9 protein-coding genes are annotated in these 11,446 nt (G+C 73.6%); 6 read left to right on the top strand and 3 right to left on the bottom strand.

The annotated features are described in order from the left end of the window. From HTZ82_RS14965 to HTZ82_RS14940, 6 genes are all read left to right on the top strand, one after another. On the top strand, positions 1–849 hold an 849-nt coding region (locus HTZ82_RS14965; RefSeq protein WP_175409871.1), incomplete at its 5' end, for a carbohydrate ABC transporter permease. Continuing rightward, positions 846–1,763: a carbohydrate ABC transporter permease gene (locus HTZ82_RS14960; RefSeq protein ID WP_254711872.1), complete on the top strand. Its 918-nt coding sequence runs from the start codon at positions 846–848 to the stop codon at positions 1,761–1,763. The genes HTZ82_RS14965 and HTZ82_RS14960, both read left to right, overlap by 4 nt. Further along, the gene (locus HTZ82_RS14955) at positions 1,760–2,344 is read left to right on the top strand and encodes a hypothetical protein (RefSeq protein ID WP_175409870.1); all 585 of its coding nucleotides are present in this window, start codon (positions 1,760–1,762) and stop codon (positions 2,342–2,344) included. Before HTZ82_RS14960 ends, HTZ82_RS14955 begins: the two co-directional genes overlap by 4 nt. Before the next feature lie 270 nt (positions 2,345–2,614). After that, a complete protein-coding gene (locus HTZ82_RS14950) occupies positions 2,615–5,350 on the top strand; it encodes a Tat pathway signal sequence domain protein (protein WP_175409869.1) in 2,736 nt (911 codons plus the stop codon). A 123-nt stretch (positions 5,351–5,473) separates the two neighbouring features. Continuing rightward, positions 5,474–6,310 carry a hypothetical protein gene (locus HTZ82_RS14945; RefSeq protein WP_175409868.1) on the top strand — a complete coding sequence of 279 codons (837 nt, stop codon included), beginning with the start codon at positions 5,474–5,476 and terminating at the stop codon, positions 6,308–6,310. A gap of 74 nt (positions 6,311–6,384) precedes the next feature. Further along, positions 6,385–6,921: a hypothetical protein gene (locus HTZ82_RS14940; protein ID WP_175409867.1), complete on the top strand. Its 537-nt coding sequence runs from the start codon at positions 6,385–6,387 to the stop codon at positions 6,919–6,921. A 48-nt stretch (positions 6,922–6,969) separates the two neighbouring features. On the opposite strand, the gene HTZ82_RS14935 is transcribed toward HTZ82_RS14940, so the two are convergent. From HTZ82_RS14935 to mmuM, 3 genes are all read right to left on the bottom strand, one after another. Next, on the bottom strand, positions 6,970–8,037 hold the full coding sequence (locus HTZ82_RS14935; RefSeq protein ID WP_175409866.1) for a LacI family DNA-binding transcriptional regulator: 1,068 nt from the start codon (positions 8,035–8,037) through the stop codon (positions 6,970–6,972). Positions 8,038–8,196: 159 nt separating this feature from the next. Then, positions 8,197–10,257 (bottom strand): DUF2264 domain-containing protein, encoded by a 2,061-nt coding sequence (locus tag HTZ82_RS14930; RefSeq protein ID WP_175409865.1) that lies wholly within the window; start codon positions 10,255–10,257, stop codon positions 8,197–8,199. An 81-nt stretch (positions 10,258–10,338) separates the two neighbouring features. Continuing rightward, a complete protein-coding gene (mmuM, locus tag HTZ82_RS14925; protein ID WP_175409864.1) occupies positions 10,339–11,292 on the bottom strand; it encodes a homocysteine S-methyltransferase in 954 nt (317 codons plus the stop codon). Between the last annotated feature and the right edge of the window lie 154 nt (positions 11,293–11,446).

The raw sequence follows: 11,446 nt of genomic DNA, 5'->3' as shown, positions 1-11,446 counted from the left end.
TGGATCGCCGGGTTCGCCCTGCTCACCGCAGGACCCATGGCGGCCTCCCTCTACTTCGCCTTCACCGACTACAACCTCTTCGACGCACCGCGGTGGATCGGCCTCCAGAACTTCACCGACATGTTCGCCGACCCCCGCTGGCGCAAGTCCGTCGACGTCACTCTCTGGTACGTCGTCGTCGGCACCCCCCTGAAGCTCGCCGCCGCACTCGGCGTGGCCCTCCTCCTCAACCAGAAGCGCTGGGGCCAGGGCTTCTACCGTGCCGCCTTCTACGCCCCGTCCCTCATCGGCGCCAGCGTCTCCGTCGCCATCGTGTGGCGTGCCCTGTTCTCCGACGAGGCCATCGTCGACCGCGTCCAGCGCGGCCTGTTCGGGATGGACGTCGGCGGCTGGATCGGCGACCCCGACTGGATCATCTACAGCCTCGTCGCCCTGACGGTGTGGCAGTTCGGCGCACCCATGGTCATCTTCCTCGCCGGGCTCAAGCAGGTGCCGCGCGAGCTGTACGAGGCCGCCGAGGTCGACGGCGCCGGCTCCTTGCGCCGCTTCTGGAACATCACTCTGCCGATGATCTCCCCGGTGCTGTTCTTCAACGTCCTGCTGGAGACCATCCACTCCTTCCAGATCTTCGGCTCCGCCTACATCCTCGGCGGCCAGGGCGGGAGCTGCGGCCCGGCCGACGCCACACTCGTCTACACCTGTTACCTCTACGTCCAGGGCTTCGAGAACAGCCGCATGGGCTTCGCCTCCGCCATGGCCTGGATGCTGCTCCTCGCCGTGGGCCTGGTCACGGCGGTCCTGTTCTGGTCCCAGAAGCGCTGGGTGCACTACGAGGAGGCCGCCCGATGAGCGCGTTGCTCACATCCGCCGAAGCCGCCGAAGCCGCCGAAGCCGCCGCGTCTCCCGCGCCCCCCGGGTCCGGCGTGCGCCGCGCAGGGCCCGGTGCCGTCGCCTGGCACCTCGGGGCGCTCGCCGTCCTGGCCGTGGTGCTCTATCCCGTGGTGTGGGTGATCGGCGGATCGTTCAAACCGAACGACGAGATCGTCGGCAGCCTGGAGCTCTTCCCGACCAACCCGATCACCGACAACTACCGGCGCCTCGCGGACGGCATCGCCGACATCCCCCTCTCCACCTTCTTCGGCAACTCGCTCTTCCTGGCGCTCGGTTCGGTGCTGGGCGTGCTGATCTCCAGCTCCCTGGCCGCGTACGCCTTCGCCAAGATCGGGTTCGCGGGGCGCGGCGTCATGTTCACGCTCATGATCGGCACGCTGCTGCTTCCTTACCATGTGCTGCTCATCCCGCAGTACGTGATGTTCCAGAAGCTCGAACTCATCAACACGTACACGCCGCTGCTGCTCGGCAAGTACCTCGCCACCGACGCCTTCTTCGTCTTCCTCATGGTGCAGTTCATGCGGAACCTGCCACGGGAACTGGACGAGGCGGCGCGCCTGGACGGGTGCGGGCACCTGCGGACCTACTGGTCGATCGTGCTGCCGCTGTGCCGGCCCGCGCTGATCACCAGCGCGATCTTCACCTTCATCAACGCCTGGAACGACTTCATGGGCCCGCTGATCTATCTCAACGAGCCCGAGAAGTACACCGTGTCGCTGGGGCTGAAGATGTTCGTCGACCAGGACGGCGTCGCCAACTACGGCAGCATGATCGCCATGTCGCTCGTCGCGCTGCTGCCGGTGCTGCTGTTCTTCCTCGCGTTCCAGCGGTACCTGATCGACGGCATGGCCACGTCCGGGCTGAAGGGATGAGCGCGGTGCGGACGGCCGACCGCTCCGGCTTCCTCCGCGCCTTCGCGGTGTTCGCCGAATGCCTGCTGGTGGGGGTGTGGATCGCGGCCGCCGCCCTGCCCCTGGTCACCCTGCCTGCGGCGCTCGCCGCGGGCGCGGCGCATCTGCGGCGCCATGTGGGCGACGAGGCCGGCGGGCTACGGGAGTTCGCCTCCGACGTACGGGCCGCCGCGGGGCGGGGCGGGTGGCTCGTGGGGCTGGGCTGGTGGGCGGCGGCCGCTCTGGTCTGGGCCGACCTCGCCGTCGTACGCGCCGGGGGGCTCCCGGGCGGGGCGTTCGTCGGAGCGGTCGGGGTCCTGGCCCTGCTGACCGCGACGGTGACCGTCCTCCGGGCGGCCGCGGTGTGGCACCGGGGGGCGTCGTGGCGGCCCCTGCTGGGCGCGGCGGCCCGCAGGACGCTCACGGACCCGGTGGGGTCCCTGACGCTGATCTGCGGCCTGGCGGTCGTAGCGGCGTCCTCCTGGCTGAGCCCACCCCTGGCGGCCCCCGCCCTGGGCATCCTGACCGCCGCCACCCTGACCACGCGACTTCACCACCGCTGACCCGTGACCGGTCGCCACGGTGCGATGCGCCTTACGCCGGTGCGTGGGTCGGTGCCGCTCCGGGGCTCACCTCCTCGGATTGGCGGGCTCGGGTCCGGGCCTGGATTGCCCGGCCGTACCCGCCAATCCTGCGGGGGCGACCCCTACGCGTCCCCTCCCGCCGGCATGGCGACCGCACGCCGGTGGGGGCGTGCACACAAGCCGCGGCGCCCTTGTCGGCCGGTCCGCGAACCGCACGTAGCTGTCCTTACGTCAGAAAGGAACCCCTTCATGTCTCCCATACCGCGCAGATCCCTCCTCAAGGCCGCCGCCATCGGCGCCGCAGCCGCCCAGTTCAGCTGGACCCTCGGCCGCAGCGGCACCGCCCACGCCGCGCCGGGCGCCGCCGCGGGCGACGCGCCGGTGAGCGTCACGTGGCTGGAGGACGGGGGCCTGGGCGCGGCGCCCGGGTCGACGTTCGGCGTGCCGTGGCCGAAGGGCGCGGTACCGGCCGGACAGGGCTTCGCCCTGGCCACCGCGGACGGCAAGGACGTGCCCGTACAGACCTGGGCCACCGCCTACTGGCCCGACGGCTCGCTGAAGTGGACCGCCCACGCCGTGGGCCCCGAGGCGGCCGGCGCCGAGCGGTTCACGCTGACGCCCGGCGGGCAGGGCGCCGCGCCCGGCAGCAAGGTCACCGTCAGGGAGACCGGCCGGCGGATCACCGTCGACACCGGCACCATCAAGGCCGTCGTCTCCAAGGACGGCGAGAAGCTCGTCGAGTCCGTCACCCGCGGCACCACGAAGATCGCCACCGACGGGCGGCTCGTGCTGCTGCGGCAGAGCGACATCGACGACGGCGACCAGGGTAACGCCAAGTGGCAGCGGTTCGACGGGGAGATCGCCCGGGCCGTGGTCGAGCAGAGCGGGCCGATGCGCGCTGTCGTGCGGATCGACGGCAAGCACCGCAAGGGCAGCCGCAGCTGGCTGCCGTTCAGTGTGCGGCTGTACTTCTACGCGGGCGCGGAATCGTTCCGGATGGTGCACACCATCACGTACGACGGCGACCAGAACAAGGACTTCATCCGCGGGCTCGGGGTCCGCTTCACCGTCCCGATGCGGGACGCCGCGTACGACCGGCACATCCGCATCGCCGGCGAGGGCAAGGGGTTCCTCACCGAGGCCGTGCAGGGCATCACCGGGCTGCGGCGCGACCCGGGCGCGGCCGTGCGGGCCGCGCAGGTCAAGGGCGAGAAGCTGCCCGACCCGTCCACCTGGGACCAGCGGGTCACCACGCGGATGCAGTACGTCCCCACATGGGGCGACTACACGCTGTCGCAGCTGTCCGCCGACGGGTTCACGCTGCGGAAGCGCACCAAGGCCGGGCACGGCTGGATCCCGGCCGGCGGCGGTGGCCGGGCCAACGGGTTCGCGTACGTCGGCGGGGTCAGCGGCGGGTTCTCGTTCGGGCTGCGGGACTTCTGGGAGAAGCACCCCGCCCAGCTCGACATCCGGGGCGCCGACGGAGACGCCGCCGAGGTCACGCTGTGGCTCTGGTCCCCCGAGGCCCAGCCCATGGACCTGCGCTTCTACCACGACGGCATGGGTCAGGACACGCATCCGGAGCAGTTGCAGGGCCTCAACATCACCTACGAGGACTACGAGCCCGGGTTCGGCACCCCCTACGGCATCGCCCGCACCAGCGAGCTGACGTTCTGGGCCAACGCGGCGACCCCGAGCGCCGACGCGCTGGTCGAGCAGGCGGCGGCCGTGCGGACACCGCCGCAGCTCGCCGCGTCGCCCCAGGACCTGGTCCGCGCCGGTGTGTTCGGCGGGCTGTTCTCGCCCGTCGACCGGTCGACGCCCGCGAAGGCGGCCATCGAGGACCAGCTCGACTACCTCTTCACGTACTACAAGGACCAGGTCGAGCAGCGCCGCTGGTACGGGTTCTGGGACTACGGCGACATCATGCACACCTACGACGAGGACCGGCACCAGTGGCGGTACGACGTCGGCGGGTACGCGTGGGACAACTCCGAGCTCTCACCGGACCTGTGGCTCTGGTACGCCTACCTGCGCTCAGGGCGCGCCGACATCTTCCGGTTCGCGGAGGCCATGACCCGCCACACCGGCGAGGTCGACGTCTACCACCTGGGCGAATGGGCGGGGCTCGGCACGCGGCACGGCGTCCAGCACTTCGCGGACAGCGCCAAGCAGCAGCGCATCTCGACAGCCGTGTACCGCAGGCCGTACTACTTCCTCACCGCCGACGAGCGCGTCGGCGACCTCATGCACGACCTCGTGGACTCGGACGAGACGTTCCTCGTCCTCGACCCGATCCGGAAGATCCGCACCGAGCCGTACGAGCCCGACCGCCACGCCCTGTCCATCGGGTTCGGCACGGACTGGAGCGGGCTCGCCGCCGCGTGGCTCACCGAGTGGGAGCGCCGGGGCCCGAAGGCCGAGAAGGCGGAGGCGCGGCTGCGGTCCACGATGGAGACCATCGCGGCGCAGCCGAACGGCTTCGTGCAGGGCACGGGCCTGTACGACCTCGACACCGGGCGGTTCGCGGTGGCGAGCGAACCGGCGGTGGGCGTCTCGCACCTGTCCGCGATGTTCGGGCTCGTCGAGATGTGCGCCGAGCTGATCGACCTGATCGAGATGCCGAAGTTCAAGGAGGCGTGGCTGGACTACTGCCGTTACTTCAACGCCGGCCGCACCGAGCAGGCGGCCCGCTACGGCAAGCACTTCGGGACGCTGCTGCTGTTCCAGGGCCACTCCCGCCAGGACGCCTACGCGGCCGCCCAGCTCAAGGACGACCAGCTCGCGGCCCGGGCGTGGCAGAAGTTCTACCGCAGCGACGGCTACACCACCGCCATGAAGTGGGACAAGACGAAGCTGGAGGGGCCGGCGGTCCTGGAGCCCGGCTACGAGCACCTGTGGATCTCCACGAACACCACCGCCCTGTTCGGTCTCGCCGCCATCCAGAACCTGGCACTGGTCGGGGACAAGATGCCGGCCACCTGATCCACGGAGGTGCCGCCCCGGCGCACGGGCCGCCGCGCCGGGGCGGCACCATGGTCACGGCGCCGTCCGCCACGGCGCCGTCCGCCACGGCGCCGTCCCACCCCGCGTCCCACCAGGAGAACCGTGTCGCCCTCCGTACGCCCCCGCGTCCTGTACGTCACCGACCTCGCCTACCCGGCGCGCGGGCGCCGCTACGGCGACGAGGACGTCTTCCTCACCTCCCGGCTCCGCGCGGACTTCGACCTCGCCCTGTGCCACCCGCTGGACGCCGCCGCGCTCATGGACGCCTTCGACGCCGTCGTCGTCCGCAACAGCGGACCCGTACTCCACCACCAGGCCGCGTACGACGCCTTCCGCGCCCGCGCCCTCAAGGACGGCGTACGCGTCTACAACCCGCTCGACGGACGCGGTGACATGGCCGGCAAGCAGTACCTCGTGGACCTCGACGCCGCCGGATACCCGGTCATCCCGACCGTCGACCGCGCCGAGGACCTCGGGCGGCTCCCGGACGCCGACGCGTACGTCGTCAAGCCGAAGCTGGGCGCCGACTCGGCGGGCATACGGGTGCTGGCCCGCGAGGAGCTGCCGGACGCGGCCGGGCCCGACGTCCTCGTGCAGCCGCGCGTCGACTTCCGGTACGAGGTGTCGTTCTGCTTCGTCGACCGGGACTTCCAGTACGCCCTGTACGCCCCCGACCCGGAGCGGCGCTGGGTCCTCGAACCGTACGAACCCGGCCCGGACGACCTCGCCTTCGCCCAGCGCTTCATCGACTGGAACACCCTCCGCCACGGCATCCAGCGCGTCGACGCCTGCCGCACCCGGGACGGCGACCTGCTCCTGGTCGAGCTGGAGGACCTCAACCCCTATCTGTCCCTCGACCGCCTCCCCGAGGACGTGCGCGACACCTTCGTGGCGACGTTCAGCGCGTCCCTGGGGGCCTTCATCCGCTCCGACGGCTGACCGCTAGAGTGCCCTGTGCGCATGCGTGTTCGATACGTGTGGGCGGCAGGGACAGGGGGAGGAAGGGGAGGGTCATGCGGACGGAACTCAGAGAGACGGCGGCCGAGTTGGCCGCCCTGCTCTGGCGGGAGCACACCGTCTACCGCGAGCGCACCGGGGGAGTGGTGATCCGCGGCGAGCACGTACGCCGCTGGATCAGCCTCGCCCCGCGCGGCACCCGCGACGAGATCCTCGTCCGCGCCGGACGCATCCTCGACGGCGGCACCACCGCACCCGCCCGCTCCGAGGTCGTCGTCAGCCTGGGCGCCGGCCGCGACGAGCTCGCCGCCGTCTGCCGCCGCCTGCTGGCCGAGGCCGCCGCAGGGCCGGAGCCGTCCGGCCTCATCCCCCGCCAGGCCACGAGCTCCACCCGCGGTGGCCGCCGAGGCGGTACGGGGCGTGAGGGGCGTACGGGACGGACGAGCCGTCTCGGGCGGCGGAGCCGTCCGGCGGGCCGCGCCCCGGAGCGCGCGCCCCGGTCACGGCACACGGGCCTCGTGTCCTGGCTGATCATCCTGTCCGTGCTGGGCGCGGTCGGGCTGTACGTCTATCTGATGGCGGGCTCGTACTAGAGCGCCGCCCGGCCGGGCCCTCGCGCGCTGCCATGGCCTGACGTCACGTCATCCGCACGCCGCCGCCCGCCTGTCGCGCGGGGGCGGGGCCGTGCTGGCCCGGACGATCAGCGGCGCGGGAAGCTCCGTCCGGTCCGTGACCGGCTCTTCGCCCGCCGCCATCCGCACCAGCAGCCGCAGCGCCGTCGCCGCCATCTCCCGCAGCGGCCGCCGTACCGTCGTCAGCTCCGGTACGGCCCAGCGCGCCTCCGGAAGATCGCCGAACCCGACCACGCTCAGCCCGCCCGGCGCGCGCACCCCGCGCTCGGCGAGGGCCTCGTACACGCCGAGGGCCAGCGCGTCCGAGCCCACCAGCACCGCCGTCGGCGGCTCCGGCAGGTCGAGCAGCTCCAGCGTCAGCCGCCGCGCCTTCCCCGGGCCGGCCGTCCTGCCGCCCTGGCCGTCGCTGCCGCAGACCCGTACGTACTCGGGCCGTTCCGGCAGCCCGGCCGCCGCGAGCGCCGCGCGGTAACCGACCGGAAGGCAGCCGGCGCCGCGCGGTACCGGCCGGCCGGGCATGAGCAGTGCGATGCGCTCGTGGCCCAGGGCCACGAGGTGGCCGATCGCCGCAACGGTGCCCCGCCGGTCCGCCGCGCCGACCGAAACGGTGCCCGGCGGGGGGTTGCCGGACGGGTCGATCAGCACGTACGGGACGCCGCGGCGGGCCAGCCACGCGTGCTGCGACGCCGTCAGCTCGCCCACGTCGAACAGCACCCCCGCCGAACCGCGAGCGGCCGGCCGGTCCAGGCAGCCGCGCTGCGGGTGCCGGTCCGCCGACACCACGACGTCCAGGCCCGCCGCGTACGCCGCCTCCTCCACGCCCCGCAGCACCGCGCCCGTACGGGAGCTGCCCAGCGCCCGCACCACCAGGTCGACCCTGCCGGGCGGCGGCGCGGCGCCCGCGCGCGGGCGCCGCACATAACCCAGCCTGTCCAGCACCTCCGTCACACGGCGGCGGGTCTCCGGGGCCACGTCCTCACGGCCGTTGACCACCTTGGAAGCGGTGGGCACCGAGACCCCGGCCTCGCGCGCGACCACCGCGAGCGTCGGCCCGGCCGCGCTCACCGTTCGCGTCATGGTCCGTGCCCCCTCCCTTGGCAAGCGCTTCCTACGATAGGCGCGGCCCAACTCGGCGGGAAGACCTGTGCTTTCAAAGGTCAGCGGGTGCGGCCGCTTTCGGAATACCGAATGCCGGGGAGGCGGGAGGGGCGAGGGTGCGAGGGTGTGCGAGGGTGCTCAGCCGTGCGTCACCGTGAGCGGCGATCCGAATGTCACCCGCGTGACCGCCCCGTCGGCCGACCAGCGCACCGCGACGCCCGCCTCGTCGGCCGACACCACGGTGGCCGCCCCGTCCAGAGGCCCGGCGTCCGCCGCCCCGGTCAGCGACGCCAGCGCGACCAGCACCGCCGTACCGCTGCCGGAGCCGCGCCCCGGCCCGTCCGCCGGCCCGTCCACCGGCCCGTCCACCGGGCCCGTGCTGAGCCGGGGGACCAGCGCCCAGCGCGTGAACGCCGTGCCCTGCGGCGCCCGGCACACCTCGACGCCCGGGCCGACGTCCGGGCCACCCGGGCCGTCCGGAGCGCCCGGGCCGCCCGGGCCGTCCAGGCCGCCCGGGGCGCGGCCACCGCCCGGGCTCCCGTCACCGCCGTCGGAGTTCCACCCGTACAAGCCCGTGAGCTGCGACACCAGCGGCTCTTGGCGGCCCGTCGCCCACCCCGACAGCCGCACCCGCGCCCCGCGCGGCAGGCCCAGCAACCGGTGCACCCGCAGCTCGAACCGGCCGCGCGCCACCGTCACCGCCTCCACCCGCAGCCCCGGGACCATCGGCGGCCCCGACGCGAAGACCGGCCGGTGCCACGACGCCGCCCACCCCCAGCCGTCGCCCTGCCCCGCGCCCAGCGGCCTGACCCGGCAGCGCCCGGACGCCACCCCGTCCACCTCCACCGACAGATGGTTGTCGGGCGGGTTGCCCGGGGCCGTCGGTCCCGTACGCGTCGAGTACGCGAGGCGTTCGTACAGCGCGTCCCGCAGCTCCGGGGTCTCGCCCTCGTACGGGCGGACCGCGTCCGAGCCGTGGTTGTGCAGCCGCGCGATCCCGTCGCCCCCCGTCGTCTGCACCAGCAGCCCCGGCGCCGGGAGCGCCACCACCCGGTCGGGCCCCTCGACGGGCGCGGCCTCCTCACGGGCCGTCCACAGCGGGTCGTCCTCCGGGGCCAGCAGCGCCACGAACGCCTTCGACGCCCAGTACGGGGACGCCGGGCCCGAGTACGGCTGGAGCGTCGCCTCGTGCGGGCCGTGCCACCCGGGCGTCAGCAGCCCGTCCCGCGCGTCCGCCGCACCCCGGTCCAGGAAGTAGCGCAGCGTCCCGCTGAGCAGCCGCCGCGACACCCCCGGCGCGAGCGGCGTGTACCCCGTGACGGCGCCCAGACCCACCGCCGCGCCCGCCGCGAACCGGTACGTCAGCGACCGCCCGAAGTGCACCGGCGCCCCGTCGCCGCCGAACAGCAGCGAGAACCCCTCCAGATGCGCGGCCAGCCGGGGCCCGTACCGGCCCAGGAGGGCCTTGTCACCCGCCAGGTACGCGTGCAGCACCGGGTACAGGTGCAGCGCCCAGCCGTTGTAGTGGTCGAACGCCCGGCTGTCGCCGTCCGCGTACCAGCCGTCGCCCCGGTACCAGGACTCCAGCAGGCCCAGGCCCCGCTCCACCGCCCGCGCGGTCTCCGCGTCGCCGCGCCCCACCGACTCCAGGAACCCGGCCACGCTCAGCGGGAACAGGTACCAGTTGTTCGGCGCCGGCACATGCCGAAGCGCGCCCCGCAGCCACGCCTCGGCCCGGTCCTGGACCCCGGCGTCGAGGCGGTCCCACAGCCACGGCCGGGTCAGCCGCAGCCCGAGCGCCACGGACGCGGACTCGACCATCGGCTGGCCCTGCACATGGTGGTCCAGGATCACCGGCCACGACTCGGCGTCCTCGCGGCCCGGCGTGCGCGTCCCGGCCGCGAGCCCGTCCGCGTACCGGCCGAGCAGCCCGTACGGATCCTCACCGCCGGCGCCCGCGACACGGAACGCCGCCGCCAGGAACGTACGCGCGTACCCTTCCAGACCGTCCGAGCGGACCCCGGAGTACGACGGCCGCCCCGGCAGGTCGAGCAGCGCACCGCCGGGCGTCGCCCACCGCCAGGCGGCCCGCACCAGGCCGTCGGCGACCGCCTCCCAATGGGCCCTGGTCCAGCCGGTGTACGGGCTCGACACGCGGTCCTCGTCCGGAAGGGGAAACGGAGGGCGGAACTCGGACATCGCATCGCTCCAGGTCGGCGGGACGGCCATGACGGGCTGACGGGGCGTCAACCTAACGCCCCGCACCGCCCCGTGGGAGCGCTACGCGTGAAGACGGTCCGCCACGGCCTCGATCTCCTCCGGCCCCACACGGCAGCAGCCGCCGATCAGCCGCGCCCCCGCCCGCCGCCAGCTCTCGGCCCGGTCCGCCGTGTACGTGGGCCGCCCGCGCCAGCCACGCGCCCGCGCGTCCCATGCCTCGCCGCTGTTCGGGTACACCACGACCGGCTTCCCCGTCACCCGGGCCGCCACCGCCACCGCGTGCTCCGCGTCCTCCGGGGCGCAGCAGTTCACGCCGACCGCCACGACCTCGTCCACGCCGGCGTCCGCGACCGCCCCGAACGCCTCCTCCAGCGGCTGGCCCGCCCGCGTCCGGTCACCGGCGACGGTGTACGACAGCCAGGCCGGTACGCCCAGGCCGCGTACGGCGCGCAGCAGCGCCCGCGCCTCGTCCGCGTCCGGCACGGTCTCCAGGGCCAGGACGTCCGGCCGGGCCGCCGCGAGCACCTCCAGGCGCGGCCGGTGGAACGCCTCCAACGCCGGGACGCTCAGCCCGTAGCGGCCCCGGTACTCGGACCCGTCGGCGAGCATCGCCCCGTACGGGCCCGCCGACGCGGCGACCCACAGCGGCCGCGCCACCCCGGCCGTACGGGCCTGGCGGGCCGCCTCGCGGGCCAGGTCCACACTCAGCGTCAGCAGCCGCGCCGCCTCGTCCCGGCCGATGCCCCGGCGCGCGAAGCCCTCGAAGGTGGCCTGGTAACTGGCCGTGGTCGCGACGTCGGCGCCCGCCTCGTAGTACGCGCGGTGGGCGGCGACGATCGCCTCGGGCTCCTCGGCCAGCAGCCGGGCCGACCACAGGCCGTCGCTCAAGTCATGGCCCTGGGACTCCAGTTGGTTGGACATCCCGCCGTCGAGGACCACGACGGCGGACGGTGACGCGAGGGCGTCGGCGAGCGAGTGCGGAGCGGCAGGGCCGGCGGGGGTGGCGGTGCTCATGGGCGTGAAGTTAGCGAAGTGAAGTCGCTCCCGCCCCGTTGACCTCTCCGTAACACGGCTTTACGGTTTCGCCGTTCGGAATTGCAGATGCTGTTCGATATCACGAACAAGGAGCAGGCGAACACCCTATGAGCCGCAGTCACCTACCCAGCCG

The sequence above is a fragment of the Streptomyces sp. TRM64462 genome (genome assembly GCF_013362995.1).
GTDB lineage: Bacteria > Actinomycetota > Actinomycetes > Streptomycetales > Streptomycetaceae > Streptomyces.
The sequence above is the reverse complement of the archived record's forward strand: the minus strand, read 5'-3'. Positions and strand labels throughout refer to the sequence as shown.

What these genes read in the sequence shown, in the direction of transcription:
- HTZ82_RS14955 (WP_175409870.1), top strand. Translation starts at nt 1,760, where the DNA reads ATGAGCGCGGTGCGGACGGCCGACCGCTCCGGCTTCCTCCGCGCCTTC.
- HTZ82_RS14950 (WP_175409869.1), top strand. Translation starts at nt 2,615, where the DNA reads ATGTCTCCCATACCGCGCAGATCCCTCCTCAAGGCCGCCGCCATCGGC.
- HTZ82_RS14935 (WP_175409866.1), bottom strand. Translation starts at nt 8,037, where the DNA reads ATGACGCGAACGGTGAGCGCGGCCGGGCCGACGCTCGCGGTGGTCGCG.
- mmuM (WP_175409864.1), bottom strand. Translation starts at nt 11,292, where the DNA reads ATGAGCACCGCCACCCCCGCCGGCCCTGCCGCTCCGCACTCGCTCGCC.
- HTZ82_RS14930 (WP_175409865.1), bottom strand. Translation starts at nt 10,257, where the DNA reads ATGTCCGAGTTCCGCCCTCCGTTTCCCCTTCCGGACGAGGACCGCGTG.
- HTZ82_RS14960 (WP_254711872.1), top strand. Translation starts at nt 846, where the DNA reads ATGAGCGCGTTGCTCACATCCGCCGAAGCCGCCGAAGCCGCCGAAGCC.
- HTZ82_RS14940 (WP_175409867.1), top strand. Translation starts at nt 6,385, where the DNA reads ATGCGGACGGAACTCAGAGAGACGGCGGCCGAGTTGGCCGCCCTGCTC.